This window comes from Vibrio rotiferianus CAIM 577 = LMG 21460 (assembly GCF_002741985.1).
GTDB classification, from domain to species: domain Bacteria; phylum Pseudomonadota; class Gammaproteobacteria; order Enterobacterales; family Vibrionaceae; genus Vibrio; species Vibrio rotiferianus.
On sequence record NZ_APHW01000014.1, the window covers coordinates 130728 to 154206 of the forward strand.

Consider the following 23479-nt stretch of genomic DNA (forward strand, 5'->3'; position numbering starts at 1 on the left):
CTTATTTGAGCAACTTGTTAGGCGTTAGAACTTGTATTCAAGCTTCGCTTCGATAGATCGCTCAGCACCAAACCAACAGTTGTTCTTGTCGTAACAGCTGTAGTATTCCTCATCAAAGATATTGCTCGCAGATACCGTGACGCTTGCGCCGTCGAGTGATTGTGAAGCCGCCGATAAGTCATAGCTCGCCGCTAGGTCAAACAAGGTGTAATCTGGCACTTGGTCACTGTTTTGTGCATCCATTTCTGTTTTACCTACGTAACGAACGCCAGCACTGGTGCGAAGCCCTGCTAACGTACCTTCGTAGTAGTAGTTTGCCCATAAAGAAGCGGTTTGTTCTGGTACCCACACTGGCGTTTTGCCTTCTTGCTGGTAGTAGCTGTCTTCTTTAATTTCCATATCGATATAGGTGTAGTTTAGCGTTAGGTCAGCTTGCGGCGTTGCTTGCCATTTCGCTTCTAGCTCTGCACCTTGAGAAACCACTTCACCAGCTTGGTATTGCGGTGCGTATGGGTTGTTAGGATCGGTCAAGATTGCGTTTTTCTTGGTGATATGGAATAGCGCGAGGTTGCCTGATACGTCCCCCCCCACGAGGGGCGTATTTGAAGCCCAGCTCCCATTGATGACCAGTAGAAGGGTCGAACGCTTTACCTGATGCATCAGCCCCCGCGATTGGTTCAAAGCTCTCTGAGTAAGTCAGGTAAGGAGACAGACCAAAATCAAGCTCGTACAACGCACCAACTCGGAAAGAGATGTTGTTTTCATCAAGCTTTTCCTTGCTCGGTGTGACTGTGCCTAGGTAATCACTCACGGTGTTGGTGTCGGATTCGTATGTATCCCAGCGAAGTCCCGCAATCATCACAAGGTTGTTGTAGCGAAGCTGGTCTTGGAAGTAAACGCCAAGCTGTTTCGTCTTGATGTCCAATGCTTGCTGGTAAGCGAACTTTAGAGCGTTGCGGTCAATCTGGTTGTGATTAGGGTTAAAGATGTCTTGCGTAAGCGAGTAACCTAAAGTGTCTTTGTATTTCACATCAGAATCTAGGTATTGGTAATCTAACCCAAATAGCAAGTTATGCTCGAAATTACCATGGGCAACGTAGCCTGATAATTGGTTATCAATCACAAATGAAGTTGAGTCTTCATCCGTGAGGTAAGCATTACGACCAATCGTGCGATTATCAGCGGCTAATGGGCTGTTGTACGTGTTTTCTTGGTACGAGTCAGCCGTCATGTAACGTGCATTTTGCAAGAACTGCCAGTTGTTGTTGAAGTCGTGCAGAATTTTGTAGCCAACCATCAACACTTCACGTTCATAGGTGTTCCAGTTTTTGTCGCCCAAGTAAGTATCAGGAGACAACGAACCGAGTGGGTTATCGAGAACGGAACCCGCTGCTGGTACTGTGGTGTAAATACCTGCCGAAGGATCGTTTTGGTAGTACACGTTAACATTAACAAGCGTGTTGTCTGTCGCTTGCCAGTCGAATGAAGGTGCAATCAGATAACGTTCGTCTTCTGATGTCTCAGCTTGACCATCTCGCTGCTTCGCCAACCCTACGATGCGGTAGTTCACGTTTGAATCACCAATTTGCCCCGTGGTGTCGAAGCTCAGCTCTTTCAGGCTGTTGGTGCCAGTACTGACTGATACCGTGTTAGCTGGCTCAGATTGCGGAGCCTTTGCGATGATGTTGACCATGCCGCCTGGTGGGATGTTTCCATATAAAACAGACGTAGGTCCTTTGAACACTTCAACTTGCTCAACCGCAGCCGCATCAATTTGTGGCTGTAAGTTCCAACCGTTGAATAGCAGAGGGAGACCATCGTAGAAGTTGGTGTAGTTAATGAAACCACGGATATTGAATAGGTCTAGACGCGTAACGGCACCACCGCGTAGTTCGGTATTTACACCAGATGAGTAACGAAGTGCTTCACTGACCGTGCTGACGCCGCGTAAATCCATCTCATCCTTGGTAATGATGGTGATTGCTTGTGGTGTCTCTTCTGGATCTAATGATGTTTTTGTCGCCGTATTTCGGTAAGTTTCACCTAATACGGTCATTGTTTCGAGTTGAGTTACGTCTTCGTCAGCAACAGAGTGTCCTGCGATCAGCGCAGAAACAACAACTGCAAGTGTTGAGCGATGAAATTTAATCGGGGTTTCCATTTTTCCTAATTCCACTACTTTTTCTAGTTATTGATAATGATTGTCATTTGTATTTTATATATAGGAGAAATAGAAAAGTTAACAATTTGGTGCAATTCGCTTTAAAGGGCCAGACTTTTCTCTTACTTCGAGTGTTGGCGGTAACGCTCTACGGGTAACCAATACTGCATTTGGGCGTTATCACTATCTGGCTGGTAGTCTGCCGGATAGTTTTCAAGTTCATACCCATCTACACCGCGATAATTTGAAGCAGGTAACCAACACATGATGAACCACTCAAGGGTTTGCGCAAGTTTCGCTGCCTTACCGATGTGAGTGATCACGGCATAAGTTTGCTGTGGTACGAATAAGGTCTCTAGTTGATCGGACACTGCATTTGTAATGCTTGGTAAATGGACATTGTCGTCGAGTTCATAACCTGCCCAATATTGAAGATTCGAACCATCAAAGTGAGGGTGGGTAACATCAATAACACCGAGATGGCGAACTGGCGACTCTTCGACTTGATCGGCAATAAGAGAAAGCTGAAGCCACAACTGCGGGACTTTGTAATGGAAGTTTGGAGAAGGGGAGAACAAACCGCTGATTGGTTGAGAAAGCCCCTGTAGATAAAAGCTTGGTTTCGTTTCTATCTTTACTTCGATAAAGTGCCCATCATTGTGCGACGCTTCTGGAAGGTGGCGTAACGTAAATGGTTTACGTAACCCTGATAACTGTTGGTTCTTTCGATACTCACGAGGGCTGACAGAAAACATCTGCTTGAATGCACGGCTGAATGCGTGCTCGGAGGCAAACCCCATTTCCAGCGCAATATCCAAAGAGCGCTCACATCCACCGACTAATCGCTCTGCAGCGTAGCTTAACTTAAGCTCTCTCACGTAGTTTGCAACCGAAAGCCCGGTTTGTTGCTGAAACACGCGCTGCAACTGCCAGCGAGACCAGCAACTTTGTTGCGAGATGTCATCAACGCTCAAAGGAGAATCAAGATTACTATGAATGTAATCCAATACGCCTTGAATACGATACGTCGATTGCTGTTTTTCTGAGCCCTGGGTCATAGCTGTCCTAACGTGTGTTGATAGAATTCTCCATTATCTTTAATTAAGTATCATTATCAACAACTATGAAGTAGAGTTGTAAATTCTGCATAGCGCACAGAGCTTATGTAATGGATTGCAAACTTGAGTGAGAAGTAGTCTATTTAGAGTTTTTGCTTAAATTTTGACGTCTAATCTTCAATGGCATTTATTTCTTAATTTTCATTGCCTTATGTTGATGTTTGTAAATTATTTAAACGTTTGCACGTCCAAGTGTTGATGTAAATCAAATACTCGTAGACAATACGCCCCCGTGTCGGAAATCTCCTCCACAGAGTGCAAGGTTGTACTCGAGAGACATAAGTGTCTTAAATGACCTCAAAACGCTAAATTTCACACACTCGTGAGAGGTTTAGTCATTGCGGTAATTTTAGGCTATAGGCTTTACCTATCAACGTAATAGGTAAGACCAATTTTCTATTTTGTGGTGCCATTGATAGGGTTGGCTCAATCCTTTTAGCCGTATCCGGGCACACAATAAGTACCTCGTTTTTAAGGGAAAGATGATGGTAATACCAGAAAACAGTAGCATCGTTATTTTTGGTGCTTCAGGTGACCTTACATACCGTAAGTTAATTCCTGCTCTATACCACCTTTATGCGAACAAGCAGCTTCCAGAAAATTTTGCCATTCTAGGTGTAAGCCGCACTGAGTACAGTGATGAGTCTTACCGTGAGAAGTTGTTAAAATCGCTTCAAGAAATGGAAAAAACTGAGCCAGAAACGCTTAATGCATTTATTAACCACCTGCATTACCAAGCAATCAATACATCTGACACACAAGATTACAGCAAGTTGGCGACACGCTTAGACCAACTGGCAGACGAATACCAATTCGAACAACGTAATACGCTTTTCTATCTTGCGACGCCACCAAGCCTATACAGCGTGATCCCTGCAAGTCTTGCAGCACACGGTCTGAACAATGAGGAAGATGGCTGGAAACGCCTGATCATCGAAAAACCATTCGGTTACGACCTTGAATCAGCGCGCACGTTGGACAAAGAAATCCACGAGCACTTCCAAGAGCATCAGATCTACCGCATCGACCACTACCTAGGTAAAGAAACGGTTCAGAACCTGCTTGTCCTACGTTTTTCTAACGCGATGTTTGAACCGTTATGGAACCGTAACTTCATTGATTACGTGGAAATCACCGGCGCAGAATTCTTAGGCGTAGAAGAGCGTGGTGGGTACTACGATGGTTCTGGGGCAGTACGCGATATGTTCCAAAATCACCTGCTACAAGTGCTAGCAATGGTGGGTATGGAGCCGCCTGCACAGATCAATGCTGACGCGATGCGTGATGAAGTGGTAAAAGTCCTTCAGTGTCTTAAACCGCTGGATGAGAACGCACTTCGTAACGACCTTGTATTAGGTCAGTACACGGCATCGGATGTTCGTGGTCAGCACCTTCCGGGTTACCGTGAAGAGAACGGCGTCGCAGACGATTCTCGTACCGAGACTTACATCGGCCTGAAAGCCTACATCAACAACTGGCGTTGGAATGGCGTGCCTTTCTACGTACGTACAGGTAAGCGTCTACCGACTCGCGTGACTGAAGTGGTTATCCACTTTAAACAGACACCACACCCAGTGTTTGGTCAAAACGCACCAGAGAATAAGCTGATTATTCGTATTCAGCCAGACGAAGGCATCCAAATGAGCTTTGGTCTGAAAGAGCCGGGCGCAGGCTTTAAAGCGAAGGAAGTGAAAATGAACTTCCACTACGCTGATCTGCAAGAAACCCAAATGCTGACTGCTTATGAGCGCCTACTTCTTGATGCCCTAAACGGTGATGCAACGCTATTTGCTCGTAGCGATGCGGTTGAAGCGTGTTGGAAATACGTGCAACCGATTCTAGATTTCAAGCAAGACCCACAAGCGCTATTCGGATACGCATGTGGTACATGGGGACCAAAAGAAGCGGACGACTTGCTACAGCGAGCCAACCGCGCTTGGCGTTTCCCTTGTAAAAACCTAACAGATACGGACTACTGCGAACTATGATCAACCACAAGATCTACCAAACAGCAGAGCAGGTAGTAGAAAGCCTTGCTAACGACATGAAAGCGTTTAGCGAAATGGGCCGACCTGTTCACATCTCTCTTTCTGGCGGCAGCACACCAAAAATGCTGTTTAAGCTACTAGCAACAGAAGCTTACGCGACGTCAATTCAGTGGCAAAACCTACACTTCTGGTGGGGTGATGAGCGCTGTGTTGCGCCTGATGATGCAGAAAGTAACTATGGCGAAGCGAATGCTCTACTATTTAGTCAAGTGAGCATTCCTGCTGAGAACATCCACCGCATCCGTGGTGAAGAAGAGCCAGAAGCAGAAGCACAGCGCTTTGCGAAAGAGATGGCAGAAGTGATTCCAACTGAAAATGGCACTCCTGTGTTTGATTGGATCTTGCTTGGCGTTGGCGCAGATGGTCATACCGCATCACTGTTCCCTGGTCAGACAAACTACGATGATGAGAACCTATCAGTATTGGCTTCTCATCCTGAGTCTGGTCAGATTCGCGTATCGAAGACGGCACGCGTATTAGAAGCAGCGAAGCGCATCAGTTACTTAGTACTTGGCGCTGGTAAAGCAGACATTATCGAAGAGATTAATAGCTCACCAGCACGCGTACTTCCATATCCGGCAGCGAAGATCCAAGCGAAAGCGGGTCTGACGGAATGGTATTTAGATTTAGACGCAGCGGCAAAAATCGCTTAATGCGGCCGTTGGTCGAATAAAAGACAATTGGAGAGAAACAATGAAAGGTGATATCGGTGTAATCGGCCTTGCTGTAATGGGTCAAAACCTTATCCTTAACATGAACGATCACGGCTTTAAAGTTGTGGCTCACAACCGTACTGCTGCAAAAGTAGACGAGTTCCTGGAAGGTCCAGCGAAAGGCACAAACATCATCGGTGCATACTCTCTAGAAGAACTAGTAGAGAAGCTAGAAACGCCACGTAAAGTGATGCTTATGGTTCGTGCAGGTGACGTTGTTGACACGTTCATCGACAACCTAATCCCGCTTCTAGACGAAGGCGACATCATCATTGACGGTGGTAACACTAACTACCCAGACACAAACCGTCGCGTAGCACACTGCCGTGAGAAAGGCATTCACTTCATCGGTACTGGTGTATCTGGTGGTGAAGAAGGTGCACGTTTTGGTCCTTCAATCATGCCTGGCGGCGCTGCTGAAGCTTGGGAAGCGGTTAAGCCAATCTTCCAAGGTATCTCTGCAAAAACTGACGCTGGCGAACCATGTTGTGACTGGGTTGGTAACGACGGTGCAGGTCACTTTGTTAAGATGGTGCACAACGGCATCGAATACGGTGACATGCAGCTTATCACTGAAGCTTACCAGTTCATGAAAGACGGTCTTGGTATGTCTGCTGACGAGATGCAAGCAGTATTCGCTGATTGGAACAAGACTGAGCTAGACAGCTACCTTGTTGAAATCACTGCTGACATCCTTGGCTACAAAGATGAAGACGGTGAGCCTCTAGTTGAGAAGATCCTAGACACAGCAGGCCAAAAAGGTACTGGTAAGTGGACAGGTATCAACGCACTAGACCTAGGTATTCCTCTAACGCTTATCTCTGAGTCTGTGTTCTCTCGTTGTCTATCTGCACTGAAAGACCAACGTGTTGAAGCTGAGTCTCTATTCGGTAAGACAATCACTCCAGTTGAAGGTGACAAGCAAGAGTGGGTTGATGCACTGCGTCAAGCGCTACTAGCTTCTAAGATCATCTCTTACGCTCAAGGCTTCATGCTAATGCGCGAAGCGTCTAACGAAAACGGTTGGGACCTAAACTACGGTAACGTAGCACTAATGTGGCGTGGTGGTTGTATCATCCGTTCTGCGTTCCTAGGCAACATCCGTGATGCGTACGAAGCGAACCCAGATATCGCATTCCTAGGTTCTGATGAGTACTTCAAAAACATCCTACAAGGCAGCCTAGCAGCATGGCGCAAAGTAGCAGCGAAATCTCTAGAGTCCGGTATCCCAATGCCATGTACGATTTCTGCGCTATCTTTCCTAGACGGTTACACAACTGCTCGTCTACCAGCGAACCTGCTTCAAGCTCAACGTGACTACTTCGGTGCTCACACTTACGAGCGTACTGACCGTCCACGTGGTGAATTCTTCCACACTAACTGGACTGGTACAGGCGGCGACACAGCGTCTACAACTTACGACGTTTAATCTGCAGTCAGTAAACGGATAAAAGCAAAAGGATGCCCAAGTGGCATCCTTTTTTATTACCTGCAATTCATGAGAGAGATACTACTAAAACTAACAGTTTCACAATGATTTGAAGTCAAACGCAGTTCTCAGAAATGGGAGAGCATGCTTTCGCTATCAGTTTAATATTCCTTTCCGAACAGTGAAGCTAAGCTGCTCTCTGGCGCCCCCTCAACTACAAGGTCACGATAATAGATATGACACAACAGAAGCATCCATTTCATCCAGTTTTTGCGTCGCTTATGTTCATATTGTTGATCATCTATGCCATTTATCGCCTTTATCATCATTTCGCTTTCGAATCTCTAATGCTTCAGCTCAGTAGTGATTTTCAAGTGGTCTACATTGATGCGTCATATGTTTTAAGTTTCTCAAGCTTACTCTTATGTCCCATATTATTGGTTTATCTTTTATTTGATCGAATGACACAGTTAGTCAAAGTGCCGATTAAAGTGATAACCATAGCAGTTCTCTTGTCCCTTATCGTTGCTATTCCAATTCAAATTTTTGAATTTTGGCGATTGAAGTATATTGCAGAAAATAATGGTTACTTAGCGTGTCCACCTTTCACAATCGCGTCCAGCGGAATGACGATAGAAGCAATGGTAAAAAATGAGAGGCTTTGCTCGGATGCTGAGATCAATCGCATTGCTATGTATGGCTATTTTCACGAATTAGAAAGGGTTGATAAGTTATTAAAGACACGTGAGGAATAGTAGGGCAATGGATGATACGCCAAGCATAAAAAAAGTTAGCCTGGTCGCTCTTGTTATCAGCTTGATTACATGTGGCATTGCTTTTACGTTGCTCAGTGATCATTTCGAATCTCTAAGCTTACAGGTTCAATTAGCTAAGCAATATCAAATAATCTACATTAATACGCGCTATGTAATCGTTATTGGCGCTAGTATCACTATTCTTGTAAGTTGTGTTTATGCCATATACAAAGCAAAGATAGGCAAAGCCGTGTCGACGGTATTAAGTCGTTCGCTTGAAGTTATGTTGTTGTCAGCAATAGCTCTAGCGTGGCCCGCTTCTCTTATAGAGCAAGAAAGATTAATTTCACTCGCGACAGGTCAAGGCTACTATGAATGCCCGTTATTTTCTTTAGCATCGAGTAAGCCGAGCATTGAGGTAATGGTCAGAGAGCCTGAGTTATGTCGAGATGAGAAGATGTTGACTATGACCGAAGACGGCAACTTATATCAACTTGATGAAATAAATGCTTATCTGAAGTCTAGGAGCATTGTTCATTAGTACTCAAAGAGCGCCTAAGCGCTCTTTTCTTTTACATTGCCTTTTGGGTGATGGCCGAATCTGTCATTCAAGTAGAGTAGTCCACTGACGAAAAGTGCCACAACGGAAACCGTAAAGAGGGCATACATACTTAATACCCAAGCGAATGTGGCTGTCAGAAAGGCAATGAAGGAAAACATTCTGCTGAATGACATTACATGACCTAATTTTTTACTTTTCATAACGCCTCCCAGAGCTTAGTGGGTAGAGCCAGAGTGCTTTCACTCCGCATTTGTATTGTCTCTTTTTTGCTCAGAAGATACCCAAAAAGTAGGCTAAATATTTCTCAAAAAAGATTAAATATTGACCTGGTAGACAGTTTTTAATAGCAAATTGTTGTGAGTTTCATTGCATAGTGTTTTGGACGGCGTTTTTGATTCTGTTGAGCGTCAAAAATGATTTTTATCTTTGGCTAAAGTAAATGCATCCCAACTGAAAACGCAGGAAACTCTTATGTTAAAGACTCAACTTAAACGTGTCGCATTGATTACCAGCCTATTGGTTTCATCATCAGTGATGGCAAGCACAGGCGCTTACAACACTGACATTCCATCAAGCATCATTACACCTGATAAGGTTGAAACCAGCATTGGTACTCTGAATTTCAAGGATGGCGTGCCAAGCCAACAAACCATGGAGATGCTGTACAACAATCTCGATACCATGCGTGCGACAGAAGTGTTTATGAACGCGATTCCTATGGCCTCTATGGAAGCGTTGAGAGTCGGGCATGAGAAGATGGGGCTAACCAATTCAAATCAGGTGATGCTGTTTGATGATCTGATGGATTCAAACCCGCTATTTTTAACGGGTAACACGGATACGGTTTACGCATCGGCGTTTCTTGATTTAGAGCGTGATGGTCCAACGGTTGTAGAAATCCCACCGGGCATGGGGCCAACCACTGTCAATGATGCCTTCTTCCGTTTCGTGACCGATATGGGCGTTGTAGGTCCAGACAAAGGTCAGGGTGGTAAATACCTTATTTTGCCACCAAATTACGATGGTCCAGTCCCTGAGGGTTACCATGTTTCGCAGTCAACAAGTTACACCAACTGGTTTATTGCGCGTGGGTTCCTGAAAGACGGTAAAACGGATGCAGCGGTTAACTCATACCACACAGGTTTGAAGATTTACCCACTGGCGAAGAAAGGTGAACAACCGAAGATGGAGTTTATCTCTGGTAGTGGTAAGTCCTTCAATACTATCCATGCGAACGACGACCATTTCTATGATGAAATCAAAACGGTGATCGACAAAGAGCCTATTGATTTTATCGACCCAGAAATGCGCGGTTTGATTGCGGCAATTGGTATTCAAAAAGGTAAGCCGTTCGAACCTGATGCGCGTATGCAGAAGATCCTGAAAGATGGTGCTGCAATTGGTAACGCGACGGCTCGTGCGCTGATGTTTAACCCACGTACAGAAAACGCGTATATTTGGGACGATCGTAACTGGAAAACTGCGTTTATCGGCAAAGATTATCAGTGGCTGATTGATGAAGGTAAAGGCGGACGTAATCTGGATGCGCGTACTTATTTCTTCTACATGGCAACGGTAAACACGCCAGCAATGGCGCTTAAGATGATTGGTAAAGGCTCTCAGTACGCCATTGTTGATAAAACGGCAGAGGGTAAGTTCTTTGATGGCGGTAAGAATTACAAGCTGACGATTCCTGCGAATGTGCCAGCGAAGAACTTCTGGTCTGTGGTTGCTTACGATACGCAAACACGTTCGGAGCTACAAACGAGCCAACCGTTCCCAAGTAAGAACGATAAGCGCGACAAGATGGTTGAAAACCCAGATGGTTCGGTCGATTTGTACTTCGGTCCAACCGCTCCGAAGGGTAAAGAAGCAAACTGGATTCAAACGGTTCCAAACAAAGGCTGGTTCAGTATCTTACGTATGTACGGTCCTTTAGAACCATGGTATGACGGTTCTTGGAAGCCAAGTGATATCACTGAAGTGAAATAAGACCATCGTAAGGTGCGACAAACTGAAGATGAAAGCCGACCTGTTAATTGGTCGGCTTTTTTTATTCCTTGGCTATGCGGCAACAAAAATTAGCGGCTTAGCTAAGCGCTCGTTTAATAAAGGTTTCCACTTGTGCAATGATCGGGTGTTGGTAAAAGGCTCGGTGGTACTGAATCCCGACATCAAACAACATTGACGTTCCCTCTAATTTTAACGGTAATCGACAAATTCCTGCGGGTAGCTCTTGATCGTCGATATACATACCGACAAATACATACGGACTGACTTTGACGCAATCGAGTGCTGCAGTCATTGAGGAGACGGTCAGCTTCTGCTCTAGATTCACACCCGTCAGTTTACGCATTCGTTCGTAATAAGCGTTCACATCGAGCGAACCCATGGAGACTCGCACCGTTTCAAGGTTTTCAATGTCACTGAGTTCGAGTTCGGTTTGTTGGTGAAGAGGGTGTTGAGCGTTCACATACGCAAAGATGGGGACGGAAGCCACCTTACGTTCCACCATTCTCTCGTTGAGTTCATTAGGAAACCCACCAATCCCAATCGCGACAGCGCCGCGTTTAGGGTTCTCTATGCTTTCTATCGACCAATCAATAAAGGAAATCTTGGGCTTTTGTTCATCTGTGGTAAGGGCGGTAACCAAAGGGATCGTTAACATGCCAGAAAGAGGGTTGATGATGCTGAAGACGTACTCGTTAGAATATTGGTTTGCATTAAAGGTCTTTGCCAACTGCGGTATCTGCTCAAGTTGCTCTAGAGGCTCCCCGATAGCCTCACACAATTGTTGACAGAGCAGCGTAGGGGTATAAACGCCTTTCTCTGCATTGAACAGTTCGTTATCAAATCGCAGGCGGCACTCGGCGAGTTGCCTAGTAAAGGTTGCTTTGCTGATGTCTAGCGTATGACACACTTTCGCCTGCGACTTTTGCTGGCTCAGTAGATAAAGAAAGCGATACAAATTTAAATCGATGGTATTTTTCACGAAGTAAGCGCCTCAAAACGTTAAGCTTTAAGTATCAACGTCTCTCATCCTCTGTTCCAATAAAATCGAAGACAAATTTTCCTTTTGTGACATGGGGTTAGGTCGTAAGGGTATGGTGTATTAAATCTGATTAAGAAACAAAGATTGCATAAAAGGTGAAAAAGAGTGCTAGGTAAGCCTTTGAACTCATCCTATAATTAGCTTGCATATGGAGGATGTTTGATGGTCAAACATCCTCTATTTTTTGAAACCTACAACAAGGATCCGGCATAAGATGTTTTTTGCTGGTGTTGTTTACATTTACCAAGAAGGTGATTTAACACTATTAATTGAGGTTCTTAAGATGACTCTTAACAAGTACTTTGTTTTCATTCCGACTGATATGGACCAGGAAACGCACAAGGAACAGAAAGTGAATTCAGACACGGAAACTCAACGTCAGGCATTAGTAAAACAGGCGCAGCAAGAAGGCGGACTGTAAGGCTAGGTTTCAAAACAAGAAGAGCACCCAATACGGTGCTCTTTTTTTATTCCTCAGTTATTACTTGAGAATACCAAGGCTTTTAAGCTTGCGATAAATGGTATTGCGACTTAGCCCGAGCATACGCGAGGTTTTGCTGATGTTGCCTTGGTTTGCTTGGTAGGTTTTTACCAGCTTATCTTCTACAGTAGAACGCATGTCTTTAGTGTTTGGTGTATCAGCATCGACAATATTGGGTGATTGACCAAGTTTCTTAGCCAGATGGTTGGGTACGTGGCTAAGCTCAAGTTGGGGTTCACCTTGCGCCATCAAAGCAGAGACTTTTACTAAGCTATCGAGCTCACGTAGGTTCCCCGGCCAACCATAACTCAACATCAGTGACAGCAGGTGAGGGCAAATACTTTGCTTTGATTCAGAGTGGCGGCGATGAATGTTTTCAATCAGCGCTTGCTTATCACTGCGCTCCTCAAAACGAGGAAGTTCTACGATTAATCCATTTAGTCGGTAATAAAGATCCTGACGAAACTCACCTTGATCAACTAATAGCTCTAAGTCTTTGTGTGTTGCGGCGATGATTTGCGTATCAACTTGAATGGTCTGGTTAGAGCCTACGGGCAATACGGTTTTGTCTTGGAGCACGTGCAACAACCGGCTTTGCGCTTCTAATGGTAAGTCTGCAATTTCATCTAAGAACAAGATGCCTTTGTGTGCTTGACGGATTTTACCTTGGTAACCTTTGCTGTTTGCGCCTGTGAATGCTCCGCCCACGTAGCCAAATAGCTCTGATTCGACCAAGTCTTTGGGTAGCGCACCACAGTTGACGGAAACCAAAGGCCCATTCTTTCTCTTGCTGTTTTTGTGCAGAGCTTTAACAAATTCATTTTTGCCTACTCCCGTCTCGCCAAGGATCAATAAGCTAATGTCTTTGTCTATAACACGATTCGCTTGTTGCCAGCAGTGCTCTACGTTTGCGTCGCCATAATGGAGATCATTTGAGGCTGAAATGGAGCGAGATTGAGTTTTAGGTTCCGAGAGTGGCTGAGTTTTAAACACTAAATATTGATTACTGGCAGAACCGTCGAGTATCGATGCCAGTGATTGTCCAACAACGTTCGTTTGAGCCAACAATTGTGAGGCTACTTGGTTATGAGCCAGAATTTGACCTTCTTCATTGGCGATGATGATGCCTTGCCAACCGCTATTGAGCAGACCTTGCTCACAGGCTAAGTCCACTCGAATGTGCCCTTTGGGAATTTGGTTAAGGAGTTGGTTTTCTACCTGTTGAACCATGTTTTGCACTAAGACTTGTGTTGAAAAGTCATGCTTCTTTTGCTCGCTGGTAATGTCCAGAACCCCAATCAAATTACCCAAATGATCAAAGATCGGGCTCGCTGAGCAACTGATAAAGCGATGATGTTGTATAAAGTGTTGGTCACCAATCACGGAAACGGGTTTTGCTTCCACTAGCGCAGTGCCAATGGCGTTGGTGCCTTTGAGTTTTTCCTGCCAACACGCGCCAGAACTAAGCGCAATTTCTGTCAGTTTTTCACGGAACTTAGGTTGCCCCCAGCTCCCAATGATCACGCCTTCGGCATCGGTCAGTATTAACCGACTGTCGCTGTGGGAGAACAATTGATTAAACAAAGGCAAAGCATATTGCTTAACGGCATCGATTAAGAAGTGGAGCTGGTGGCGTCGGTCCTCAAGTAACGCTGAGGTGACACGAATATCGTCTGGCCGACGTCGCTGTTTTAAACCGGCTTGTTCACTTCTGTTCCATGAGGTGGAAAGCCAATTGCTGTTGGTAATGTGCTGAAGTTCCATGACTGTACCATTTTGTCACAGTGAGGGTGTGCCGTTTTGGAACACTTGAACACTGGTGTTCACACCATACATCCGCTCAAACGTCACTCACTTAGTTTGTTATCGCTTGGTAATCATAGTTTTACATTTAATTAACAACAAGGTGCTCATTGTTGGCATGTGACTTGAGTGATGTTCTTGCAACAATGCTGAGTTGAACACTCGGTTGTTTAAAACAAAAAAATGAACGAGAACAAAAGGAAGAGTTATGATCTATGCACAGCCAGGTAGTGAAAATGCCATCGTTAATTTCAAATCGCATTACGACAACTACATCGGTGGCGAATGGGTAAAACCAACGGGTGGTGAATACTTCGACAATACATCGCCAATCAATGGCCAAGCGTATTGTAAGGTTGCTCGTTCTGGGGAAGCAGACATCAACCTTGCACTGGATGCAGCGCATAGCGTAAGAGCACAGTGGGCAAAAACCAGCGTGACTGAGCGTGCGAATATACTACTAAAAATTGCAGACCGCATTGAACAAAACCTTGAAGAGCTTGCAGTTGCTGAAACATGGGAAAACGGCAAACCCGTTCGTGAAACGTTAGCGGCAGACCTTCCTTTAGTAGTGGACCATTTCCGTTACTTTGCAGGTTGTATCCGTGCTCAAGAAGGCAGTGCGGCTGAGTTAGATGAGCATACTGCAAGTTATCACTTCCCTGAGCCGATTGGTGTTGTGGGGCAGATCATTCCTTGGAACTTCCCAATGTTGATGGCGGCTTGGAAGCTGGCACCTGCGTTGGCCGCGGGCTGTTGTGTGGTACTTAAGCCTGCTGAGCAAACGCCGACTTCAATTCTGGTTCTGATGGAAAAGATTGGTGACCTTCTGCCTGCTGGCGTGGTGAACGTAGTCAATGGCTTTGGCTCAGAAGCAGGGCAAGCACTGGCGACGAGTAACCGAATCGCTAAGTTAGCATTTACGGGGTCAACGGAAGTGGGCAACCACATCCTAAAATGTGCGGCGGAGAGTCTAATTCCGTCGACGGTTGAGCTCGGTGGTAAGTCTCCGAACATCTATTTCCCAGATGTGTTTGATCACGAAGATGAGTATTTAGATAAGTGTATTGAAGGTACTTTGCTTGCTTTCTTTAACCAAGGCGAGGTGTGTACTTGCCCATCACGTGTACTGGTACATGAATCTGTATTCGACAAGTTCATTGCTAAAGTTGCAGAGCGAGCAAAAACCATTAAGCAAGGCAATCCAATGGACACTGATACTCAGGTTGGCGCTCAAGCCTCGCAAGAGCAGTTCGATAAGATCCTGAGTTACCTAGAGATCGGCCGCCAAGAAGGAGCGAAAGTCGTATTTGGTGGAGATGTAGCGAAACAAGAGAATGACTTGGAACAGGGCTACTATATTCAACCGACGTTGTTACAGGGTCATAATAAGATGCGAGTTTTCCAAGAAGAGATCTTTGGTCCGGTAATCGCAGTGACTACTTTTAAAGATGAAGCAGAAGCGCTGGCAATTGCTAATGACACTGAATACGGTCTGGGTGCTGGTGTGTGGACTCGTGATCAGAACCTTGCTTACCGCATGGGACGTAACATTGAAGCGGGACGCATTTGGATAAACTGTTACCACGCTTACCCTGCACATGCTGCATTTGGCGGCTACAAGAAATCCGGCATTGGTCGAGAGACGCATAAGATGATGCTCGATCACTATCAGAACACGAAAAACCTGTTAATCAGCTACGACGTCAATCCGCTAGGATTCTTCTAAATAAATCGCCTTCAGGCAAAAGAAAAAGCAGTAAAACAAAGCCCCGAGTGCTCGGGGCTTTTTTTAACAAGCAACGGCGCTTTGGGTACTTTCGTGGTCTCTGTGGTGGGAACGGATCGCCAAAAATTCGTCTAGGTGTTCGATCAGCATGTCGACGCAATCTGGGTCGAACATCAATAACCTATGTTCTTTAATAAAGTTTGCCGTATCAGACAGTGACCAAGCAGCTTTATACGCGCGCTTACTTAGCAAGGCATCGAATACATCGGCCAGTGTTACGATCCTCGCTTCTAAGGGAATGTCTTCACCACACAATGCGTCGGGTAAACCTGTACCGTTGTAATACTCATGGTGATGGCGAATGATGTTCTTAATAAATTGCACTTCATCTGGTGCAATCATTGATGTGTCAGACAGCGCGACAACGTCTTCAATGATCCGCTCTCCAAAAATGGTGTGTTGATTCATAACTTCGCGTTCAGCTGCTGTAAAGCGCTTATCACTGAAGAGTACATCGTCAGGGATTTTGTATTTACCTATATCATGAAAGGGGGCATATAGCCTGATGCGGTGGATAAACTCAGGGGTAATAGACCTATTTTTATCTGCTAGTAACCGTGCAAGTCGCTCACTGTATTTTCCCATTCGTATTAAATGCTCTGCTGTTTCAGGGTCTCTTTCGTGTCCCATCTTCAAAGCAATCGCTAAAGCTGATTGAAAGTGCTTTTGTTTTTCATCTAGCTGAATGAACATGCCCGATATGATTTGGCTCAGGTAGGCGAAGTCTCGTTGCGTATGCTCATCCGAGAAAAACTTGGTTTTTGTTGCATTGCAGAAAAGGAACCCAATGATAGAACCACGATTATATATAGGTGATGCATAACTGCTTTTGTGGCCGAGTTTGATCAGTTTCTTTATGCGTTCGGTGTTGTCGAAGTTTTCTAGGTCATCAACGATTCTAACTTGGCAGTTATAGGCGACCTCCGTCAATGAAGAGTTTATGCGAAGCTCTTGGTCCTCAAAATCAAGACCAAATGGTTGAGCTATAGTGTCATTTACATAGTAGTTAGAAGCCTTGTTTCCTTTGATTAATACCACAGAAAATCGGCTGAACTCTGGGTAGCTTGTTTGAGCGAGCTTAAATAGCTCATCCAGTATTGCTGTGGTCTTCTTTTCTTTGGTCGCTGTTTTACTTAATAGGGGATAATCGAGCATGCTTGCCAACCTTTGTTGCACATTTTTGCTTTTTATAATGGAATCGATTTCTCATAATTTAGACTTAAAATGTAGCACCCGAATTACATTCAATTAACCCGTCTTACTTTGAAATTAGATTCCCATCATAAAAGTAAGGTTATTTATGTAACGATATAGTAAAAAAGCTTGAAGTAACCACATATAACGAGAATGTTAGACATTACTTAACTATCTGTATTTTTAAATTATTCATGAATTTCTAGGATGTGATCTTGTGCGTTAACAACTTGTTAATAGTTGCTATACTTACTTCACTACAACAACGGAGAAGGACATTCAATGTTTAAGTTAAAACAGCTCGCAGTGGCGGCATCGCTAGTTGCAATGAGCGCAAGCTTTTCAGTTTCTGCTAAAGATACGTTTGTGACCATTGGTACGGGCGGTGTAACTGGCGTGTATTACCCTACGGGTGGTGCAATCTGTCGTTTGGTGAATAAATCACGTGCTGACCATGGCATTCGTTGTTCAGTGGAAAGTACTGGTGGTTCGATCTACAACATTAATACCATTCGTGCGGGTGAACTGGATTTAGGTATCGCTCAGTCAGACTGGCAGTACCATGCTTACAACGGTTCGAGCAAGTTTGAAGACAAAGGCCCATTCAAAGAGCTTCGTGCAGTGTTCTCTGTACACCCAGAACCGTTTACGGTTGTTGCTCGTAAAGATGCCAACATTCAATCGTTCGATGATCTAAAAGGCAAACGAGTTAACATAGGTAACCCTGGCTCTGGTCAACGCGGTACGATGGAAGTACTGATGAAAGAGTACGGTTGGACGAATGACGATTTCAAATTGGTGTCTGAGCTAAAAGCATCAGAACAGTCTAAAGCGCTGTGCGATAACAAGATTGACGCAATGATCTACACCGTAGGCCACCCAAGTGGTGCTATTAAAGAGGCGACCACCTCTTGTGACAGTAACATCGTAACTGTAGCTGGTCCGCAAGTAGATAAGCTAGTTTCTGACAACAGCTTCTACCGTATCGCAAACGTACCGGGTGGTATGTACCGTGGTTCAGACAGCGATGTACAGACCTTTGGTGTGGGTGCGACGTTTGTCTCTTCTACGGCAGTGCCAGATGAAGTGGTGTATAACGTAGTAAAAGCGGTTTTTGAAAACTTTGATGACTTCCGCCGTCTACACCCAGCATTCGCGAACTTGAAGAAAGAAGAAATGGTGAAAGATGGTCTGTCCGCGCCGCTTCACCCAGGTGCTGAGAAGTACTACAAAGAAGTTGGTTTGATTAAGTAATCTCTCTCTGGCCAATAAAAAACGCCATCGTATTTCGCGATGGCGTTTTTGTTTGTAGCTTGTCAGAGTTATTGCACTTTAAACCGTGAAACGACATCACCCAAACCAGTAGAGGTGGCTTTCAGTTCGTCGCTGACTGATGTTGTTTGCGAGGCGTTCTCGTTGAGTTTGCGAATGATCTCTTGAATTGCGCTCATGTTACGGCTGACTTCCTGAGTCACCTGACGCTGCTCTTGAGCAGATGTCGCCATCAAGGTGTTCAAGTCGTTGATCTCTACCACAGAATCTGTCACTACGTTTAAAGAGTCCATTACCTGATTGGTGCGATCTGCGGTTTGTTGACAACTTGAGCGCGTCGAGTCCATTTCATTGACCACATTATCGGTCGTCGACTTCAATTTCGCTAACATCTCATTGATTTGAGAAGTGCTTTGTTGTGTACGAGCAGCGAGGGCACGAACTTCGTCAGCGACGACCGCAAAACCACGTCCTTGCTCACCGGCACGGGCGGCTTCAATTGCAGCGTTTAATGCTAGTAGGTTTGTCTGTTCTGCGATCTCTCCAATCACTTGTAACACAGAGCTGATCTGCTTGGTGTCTTCGCTCATTGTTCCAATGGTGTCAGACATAGAAGCCACCTGTGTGACCATGTCACTTACGCTTTGAACCGCGTTTCCAACAGTACGCTTCGATTCCTCTGCATAGCGGTTAGTACGGTCAGTAAGCTTAGCTGCATCATCAGCACTGCTCGCAATAGACTCTGCCGTTGCACTCATTTCTTCAATTGCAGTGATGGCTTGTTCTGATTCAATAGTGTGCTGATTTAGAGTGCTACTATTGTTATCTGACTGTTTGGCAAGCTCACCAACCGCGTGGTCGATATGTGAAGATGAATGAGACACTTCAACAAACATTTTCTGCAGTTGGGCAATGAACAGGTCTATTGATTGGGATATATGGCCTATCTCATCCTTGCTGTCGATATTGAGCCTTTGAGTTAGATCGCCGTTACCATCTGACAGGTCACTGACTAATTTCTTCAATTGCTCAAGCGGCTTAAAAGCAAAGTGGAGCAAAACAATACTACCCAAAATGATTGCAATGCCAGCAATTGATAGCGCTAACGTAATCATCCAATTCAGCTTGTCTGTGTTAGCTTGAATGTTACTTTGGTCAATATATCCTATCAGCTGCCACTGGCCATTGCCGAATGAGATGTTACGCTCTACAGGCGTTAAGTCACTACCTTGCTTATTACTGTAAATAACAGTTCCATCACCGATAAGTTCAGCAAAGCTTCCCTCAGCCGCAAGTCCAACAATGACCTTACTTAAGGAAGCCAGGTCGTAAGTGAAAAAATCAACGGAATCGTCAAACCTTTTAATTGAAAAAGTGATGTATGGGACAGTGTCTTTGATAGTGATAGGGCTAATACTCAGTTGCTCAGTTTGCGTCTCTGCAGCGTCGATAAAATATTGAGCATCTTCTTCACTCATGTTGCCCGTATCATCGAACGCGTAACCGTTGACGATTTTCACAACCTGAGCAAAACCAGAGGTCTCTTTTGCATCCGCAATGTCCATCATGCTGAAGTTGAGATTGGTGGCCTGCGCAACTTTACTATTAAGTTCAGCTTCGAGTTTGTCGCGGGTGATGTCAATGATATGGGTGATGTTCTTGCTGTCTGATTGGTGAATGTAGTTGCTTATAAAGTGGTTGACGCTGAAGTAAGAGATAAGAGTGGTTGTGGTGATGATCGCGACGATCAGCAACACCAGTTTATTCTTAAACGAAAGGTGAGCCATATTACCTATACATCCTTGTTGAGTGACCATAAAAAAGACTGCAATCCGGCAGTCAAACAAAATTACGTTTTTTGTTGAATTGGCTCAATAATAAGACACCTGTATGGTAAATGTAAATAAGTTCATATATTTATGTTATCGCTTGAGGCTCGATTTTTAAGTGTAAACATCGATAAAAAAGTAGATAGTGATGGCGATAGAAGAAAGGGCAACGAAGCCTCTTACATGGTTTGGGTTTAGTTGACGGGAGATTCGTGCAGCTAAGTAGCCGCCAACTAAAGTGCCAACCATTACAACGCTGCCTTTGGTCCAATCGATTGAACCGTTAGCAACAAAGATCACGATAGCAATCAGGGAAACACAGGTCGAAACCAGAAGCTTAAGCCCGTTCATTAAGTTGATGTCTTGGTGTCCTGCAACCACTAAATAACTCAAGACGATCACGCCTAGCCCCGCGTTAAAGAAACCACCATAAGCAGAAACTCCAACTAAAAGCAGGCTCAAAGCTATTATGCCTAAAATGCCAGCGTGTTTGCTCTCTTTGGTCAGAGGCTTAATCAACGCAGTCATGCGCGAGCCAGTTAAAAAGAGCACGGTTGCGAATAACAGTAGCCATGGAATCGCTTCAAGAAAAACAGATTCTGGCGTATTCAGCAGAAGATAAGCACCGACAGCGCCACCAATCAAACTGAAAGAGATAGTGAAAGCCAGCTCTTGCTTGTTCTTCATGATTTCTTCGCGAAAGCCGATTGCACCACTAATATAGCCTGCGCAAGAAGCATAAGTATTCGTCGCGTTTGCCATGATGGGAGGCACGCCAACCGCCATCAATGTAGGGAAGGTAATGAAGCTACCACCACCGGCGACGGAGTTCATGATCCCACCAACGACGCCCGCAGCAAATAAGAGAGCAAATTCCAGCAGCATAAAAGGTCCTTTTTTTGTTCTTATAATTTTTGTTTCATAACTGTTAACACTACGCAACTCACTCAAAGAAATAAAGTAGCGATTAGTCCAATAAAAAAGCCACCGCAGAGGGTGGCTAGGTTTCAAAGGTCTATCTTGAGGGAGAGATAGAATGCTTATTGCTCAACTTTCACTGGTTGTGCTTTAAGCTTTTGAAAGAGTTTTACAAACAGTGGGCTGCCAAGTACCAGTACTGCAAGCACTGTGAATGTCAGTGTGATTGGGCGTTCCCATAAGAAGCTCAGTTCACCGTCGGAAATCATCAACGCACGGCGTAAGTTCTCTTCCATTAATCCACCAAGGATAAAGCCAAGCAACAGCGGTGCGAGAGGGAAATTTGCCACCCTCAGCGCGATGGCAGCCATTGCCACAAGTAACATCACAAATACGTCCATGGTGTTGAAAGAAACCAGATACACACCCGTAATGGAGAAGAACAGAATCATCGGCAACAACACGGTTCTTGGTACTGCCAACAGCTTTGAGATGTATGGGATCAGCGGTAGGTTAAGAATCACCAACACAATGTTGCCGAAGTACATGGAGATAATTACCGACCAGAACACATCTGGATGTTCAACAAACAGGCGAGGGCCCGGTTGAATACCGTATGCGATTAACGCTCCTAGCATGATTGCGGTTGTACCAGATCCCGGGATACCAAGAGTCAAAAGAGGAACGAAAGAACCACTTGATGCTGCGTTGTTCGCCGACTCTGGAGCCACCAAACCTCGGATGCAGCCTTTACCAAACTGTTCTTTTTTATCCTTTGGAGCAAGATTACGTTCCATGCCGTAGCTTAAGAAGGCGGCGATGGTTGCACCTGCGCCCGGAAGCACACCAGTAAAGAAGCCAAGGATTGAAGAGCGAATAGAAACCGGTGCTACTTCTTTGATTTCTTCCTTGGTGACTTTCATCGAACCAATGTTGCTCAGCTTATCTTGCTCTTCATCACGCGTGTCCTCGGAAGGCTTTAAAATGCCCATCAAAGTTTCACCAAGTGCAAAGGTCGCCATTGCCAACAATAGGAAGCTGAAGCCGTCCATTAAATCCGTTAGACCAAAGGTGAAACGCTCAACACCGACGCCTTTATCAATGCCGACGGTAGACAACATCAAGCCTAGAATGGTCATCATCCATGCTTTGATCACTTGCCCTTTACCTGCGAACGCAGCCACTGCGGATAAGCCAAGAAGCATTAGCGCAAAGTAGTCAGAAGATTGGAAGCTTAGCGAGACGTTAGCCAGCGCTGGTGCAGCCACAAGCAGCATGATGGCTGAAAGCGTGCCACCAGTGAAAGAAGAGTAAGCCGCCAGCGCTAGCGCTTTACCCGCTTGTCCTTTCTGTGCCATTGGGTAGCCATCAAACGCGGTGACTACGGTTGAAGAACAACCCGGTGCGTTGATAAGAATAGAAGAAGTTGAACCACCAAATACCGCACCATAGTAAACACCTGCCATCAGAATCAGACCCGAAGACGGATCCAAACCATAGGTGATAGGGATCATCAGAGCGATGGCAGAAATAGGGCCAAGCCCCGGTAGCATTCCGATAAACGTACCGACAAAACAGCCAACAATCACCATCATGATGTTCATTGGCATCACGGCGGTGGATAAACCTTGTAGAATTCCATCTAACATAATTCAGTCCTTTCTTTTGACTACCAGATGGTGAAAATCAGACCAGGCTCAAGGTAGATATCCAGACCTTGAGTGAGCAACAAGTAAAACGCGATAACGAACGGGAATGAGGCACCAAACAGCACCGATTTACGTCGTTCGCCAAGAAGGTAAAAGCCCGCAAGCAGGAAGAATCCCGTCGCTAATACAAAGCCGATGTAAGTCAAACCCAGACCATAAAGTGCCATCAAAACTAAAAAGGCGATAAGCAATTTCCAGTTGAATGACATCACAGCGCCGCTTTGTTTATCGGGCTGACCAGTGACCAATAGCATTAACGCTAAACCAATCCCGACGTAGGTCAGAATGGTCGGTAAAGTGCGAGCCGTGAAGGGTTCGTATTCATCCCCGGGAAAGAGAGGGATTTGCGTAGTTTGGTAGCCATAGCATAGGCAAAACAACAAAAAGATCATCGCGCCAACACGATCGCGGCACAGCAAATTCTCTTTGCTAAAAATATTGGTTGAATGAGACATATCCAACTCCTAGAACAAAGGAAAAGACCGTATATGGGCGTTAATGAAGAAGGACCAAGTCATTAACAATTAAGCGCATCGCTGCTAGTCGAGTTACTTAGTGTTTACCAATCAATAAACAAAGGAGTTTTTACTTGTCGAATATCGACAATGCCCATATACGGTGAAATTAGAGTGCAAATACAACGGGA

Annotated in this window: 18 protein-coding genes and 1 pseudogene; 9 read left to right on the top strand and 10 right to left on the bottom strand. The window is 45.0% G+C overall.

The features are described 5' to 3' along the window. Positions 1–24 precede the first annotated feature (24 nt). Both B853_RS06915 and B853_RS06920 read right to left on the bottom strand, forming a co-directional pair. Positions 25–2161 (bottom strand): annotated as a pseudogene (locus B853_RS06915) (TonB-dependent siderophore receptor). 122 nt (positions 2162–2283) lie between these two features. Beyond that, positions 2284–3219 (bottom strand): AraC family transcriptional regulator, encoded by a 936-nt coding sequence (locus tag B853_RS06920; RefSeq protein WP_038884773.1) that lies wholly within the window; start codon positions 3217–3219, stop codon positions 2284–2286. A gap of 545 nt (positions 3220–3764) precedes the next feature. On the opposite strand from B853_RS06920, the gene zwf reads away from it, so the two are divergent. The 5 genes from zwf (at position 3765) to B853_RS06945 (ending at position 8765) form a co-directional block, all read left to right on the top strand. After that, positions 3765–5267 (top strand): glucose-6-phosphate dehydrogenase, encoded by a 1503-nt coding sequence (gene zwf, locus B853_RS06925; RefSeq protein ID WP_038884774.1) that lies wholly within the window; start codon positions 3765–3767, stop codon positions 5265–5267. Beyond that, positions 5264–5980, top strand: a complete 717-nt coding sequence (pgl, locus tag B853_RS06930) for a 6-phosphogluconolactonase (protein ID WP_010448335.1) — start codon at positions 5264–5266, stop codon at positions 5978–5980. Before zwf ends, pgl begins: the two co-directional genes overlap by 4 nt. Positions 5981–6020: 40 nt before the next feature. Beyond that, entirely contained in the window at positions 6021–7469 is a 1449-nt protein-coding gene (gene gnd / locus B853_RS06935; RefSeq protein ID WP_005531010.1) for a decarboxylating NADP(+)-dependent phosphogluconate dehydrogenase, read from the top strand. Between the two features lie 236 nt (positions 7470–7705). Further along, entirely contained in the window at positions 7706–8224 is a 519-nt protein-coding gene (locus tag B853_RS26405) for a DUF1240 domain-containing protein (RefSeq protein ID WP_038884775.1), read from the top strand. 7 nt (positions 8225–8231) lie between these two features. Next, a complete protein-coding gene (locus B853_RS06945; RefSeq protein WP_038884777.1) occupies positions 8232–8765 on the top strand; it encodes a hypothetical protein in 534 nt (177 codons plus the stop codon). Between the two features lie 14 nt (positions 8766–8779). Here B853_RS06945 and B853_RS06950 read toward each other — a convergent pair whose 3' ends face one another. Further along, positions 8780–8986 carry a hypothetical protein gene (locus tag B853_RS06950; RefSeq protein ID WP_020197504.1) on the bottom strand — a complete coding sequence of 69 codons (207 nt, stop codon included), beginning with the start codon at positions 8984–8986 and terminating at the stop codon, positions 8780–8782. Between the two features lie 271 nt (positions 8987–9257). Here B853_RS06950 and B853_RS06955 point away from each other — a divergent pair, with 271 nt between their 5' ends. Continuing rightward, positions 9258–10778: a DUF1254 domain-containing protein gene (locus B853_RS06955; protein ID WP_038884779.1), complete on the top strand. Its 1521-nt coding sequence runs from the start codon at positions 9258–9260 to the stop codon at positions 10776–10778. A gap of 97 nt (positions 10779–10875) precedes the next feature. Here the strand turns inward: B853_RS06955 and B853_RS06960 are convergent, their stop codons facing one another. Continuing rightward, the gene (locus tag B853_RS06960) at positions 10876–11778 is read right to left on the bottom strand and encodes a LysR family transcriptional regulator (RefSeq protein ID WP_038884780.1); all 903 of its coding nucleotides are present in this window, start codon (positions 11776–11778) and stop codon (positions 10876–10878) included. Positions 11779–12052: 274 nt separating this feature from the next. Between B853_RS06960 and B853_RS25945 the strand changes: the two genes are divergently transcribed. After that, the gene (locus tag B853_RS25945) at positions 12053–12259 is read left to right on the top strand and encodes a hypothetical protein (RefSeq protein ID WP_038884782.1); all 207 of its coding nucleotides are present in this window, start codon (positions 12053–12055) and stop codon (positions 12257–12259) included. Between the two features lie 60 nt (positions 12260–12319). On the opposite strand, the gene B853_RS06965 is transcribed toward B853_RS25945, so the two are convergent. Next, complete coding sequence (locus B853_RS06965) at positions 12320–14083, bottom strand: sigma-54-dependent Fis family transcriptional regulator (RefSeq protein ID WP_038884783.1); 1764 nt, start codon at positions 14081–14083, stop codon at positions 12320–12322. Positions 14084–14330: 247 nt separating this feature from the next. On the opposite strand from B853_RS06965, the gene exaC reads away from it, so the two are divergent. Further along, positions 14331–15851: an acetaldehyde dehydrogenase ExaC gene (exaC, locus tag B853_RS06970; protein ID WP_038884784.1), complete on the top strand. Its 1521-nt coding sequence runs from the start codon at positions 14331–14333 to the stop codon at positions 15849–15851. A gap of 63 nt (positions 15852–15914) precedes the next feature. On the opposite strand, the gene B853_RS06975 is transcribed toward exaC, so the two are convergent. Continuing rightward, positions 15915–17066: an HD-GYP domain-containing protein gene (locus B853_RS06975; RefSeq protein ID WP_038884785.1), complete on the bottom strand. Its 1152-nt coding sequence runs from the start codon at positions 17064–17066 to the stop codon at positions 15915–15917. Between the two features lie 321 nt (positions 17067–17387). Here B853_RS06975 and B853_RS06980 point away from each other — a divergent pair, with 321 nt between their 5' ends. Beyond that, positions 17388–18359 carry a TAXI family TRAP transporter solute-binding subunit gene (locus B853_RS06980; protein WP_010448314.1) on the top strand — a complete coding sequence of 324 codons (972 nt, stop codon included), beginning with the start codon at positions 17388–17390 and terminating at the stop codon, positions 18357–18359. Between the two features lie 68 nt (positions 18360–18427). On the opposite strand, the gene B853_RS06985 is transcribed toward B853_RS06980, so the two are convergent. The 4 genes from B853_RS06985 to B853_RS07000 all read right to left on the bottom strand — a co-directional run bounded on the left by B853_RS06985 (position 18428) and on the right by B853_RS07000 (position 23288). Further along, positions 18428–20164: a methyl-accepting chemotaxis protein gene (locus tag B853_RS06985; protein ID WP_038884786.1), complete on the bottom strand. Its 1737-nt coding sequence runs from the start codon at positions 20162–20164 to the stop codon at positions 18428–18430. Positions 20165–20320: 156 nt separating this feature from the next. Continuing rightward, entirely contained in the window at positions 20321–21091 is a 771-nt protein-coding gene (locus B853_RS06990; protein WP_038884787.1) for a sulfite exporter TauE/SafE family protein, read from the bottom strand. A 155-nt stretch (positions 21092–21246) separates the two neighbouring features. Then, on the bottom strand, positions 21247–22773 hold the full coding sequence (locus B853_RS06995) for a tripartite tricarboxylate transporter permease (RefSeq protein WP_038884789.1): 1527 nt from the start codon (positions 22771–22773) through the stop codon (positions 21247–21249). Between the two features lie 20 nt (positions 22774–22793). Continuing rightward, positions 22794–23288, bottom strand: coding sequence for a tripartite tricarboxylate transporter TctB family protein (locus tag B853_RS07000; RefSeq protein WP_038884791.1), 495 nt, complete (start codon positions 23286–23288; stop codon positions 22794–22796). Positions 23289–23479: the final 191 nt, after the last annotated feature.

What these genes read in the sequence shown, in the direction of transcription:
- B853_RS06995 (WP_038884789.1), bottom strand. Translation starts at nt 22,773, where the DNA reads ATGTTAGATGGAATTCTACAAGGTTTATCCACCGCCGTGATGCCAATG.
- exaC (WP_038884784.1), top strand. Translation starts at nt 14,331, where the DNA reads ATGATCTATGCACAGCCAGGTAGTGAAAATGCCATCGTTAATTTCAAA.
- B853_RS25945 (WP_038884782.1), top strand. Translation starts at nt 12,053, where the DNA reads ATGTTTTTTGCTGGTGTTGTTTACATTTACCAAGAAGGTGATTTAACA.
- B853_RS06955 (WP_038884779.1), top strand. Translation starts at nt 9,258, where the DNA reads ATGTTAAAGACTCAACTTAAACGTGTCGCATTGATTACCAGCCTATTG.
- B853_RS06975 (WP_038884785.1), bottom strand. Translation starts at nt 17,066, where the DNA reads ATGCTCGATTATCCCCTATTAAGTAAAACAGCGACCAAAGAAAAGAAG.
- B853_RS06950 (WP_020197504.1), bottom strand. Translation starts at nt 8,986, where the DNA reads ATGAAAAGTAAAAAATTAGGTCATGTAATGTCATTCAGCAGAATGTTT.
- B853_RS26405 (WP_038884775.1), top strand. Translation starts at nt 7,706, where the DNA reads ATGACACAACAGAAGCATCCATTTCATCCAGTTTTTGCGTCGCTTATG.
- zwf (WP_038884774.1), top strand. Translation starts at nt 3,765, where the DNA reads ATGGTAATACCAGAAAACAGTAGCATCGTTATTTTTGGTGCTTCAGGT.
- B853_RS06990 (WP_038884787.1), bottom strand. Translation starts at nt 21,091, where the DNA reads ATGCTGCTGGAATTTGCTCTCTTATTTGCTGCGGGCGTCGTTGGTGGG.
- B853_RS06965 (WP_038884783.1), bottom strand. Translation starts at nt 14,083, where the DNA reads ATGGAACTTCAGCACATTACCAACAGCAATTGGCTTTCCACCTCATGG.
- B853_RS06945 (WP_038884777.1), top strand. Translation starts at nt 8,232, where the DNA reads ATGGATGATACGCCAAGCATAAAAAAAGTTAGCCTGGTCGCTCTTGTT.
- B853_RS06985 (WP_038884786.1), bottom strand. Translation starts at nt 20,164, where the DNA reads ATGGCTCACCTTTCGTTTAAGAATAAACTGGTGTTGCTGATCGTCGCG.
- B853_RS06920 (WP_038884773.1), bottom strand. Translation starts at nt 3,219, where the DNA reads ATGACCCAGGGCTCAGAAAAACAGCAATCGACGTATCGTATTCAAGGC.
- B853_RS06980 (WP_010448314.1), top strand. Translation starts at nt 17,388, where the DNA reads ATGTTTAAGTTAAAACAGCTCGCAGTGGCGGCATCGCTAGTTGCAATG.
- B853_RS07000 (WP_038884791.1), bottom strand. Translation starts at nt 23,288, where the DNA reads ATGTCTCATTCAACCAATATTTTTAGCAAAGAGAATTTGCTGTGCCGC.
- gnd (WP_005531010.1), top strand. Translation starts at nt 6,021, where the DNA reads ATGAAAGGTGATATCGGTGTAATCGGCCTTGCTGTAATGGGTCAAAAC.
- pgl (WP_010448335.1), top strand. Translation starts at nt 5,264, where the DNA reads ATGATCAACCACAAGATCTACCAAACAGCAGAGCAGGTAGTAGAAAGC.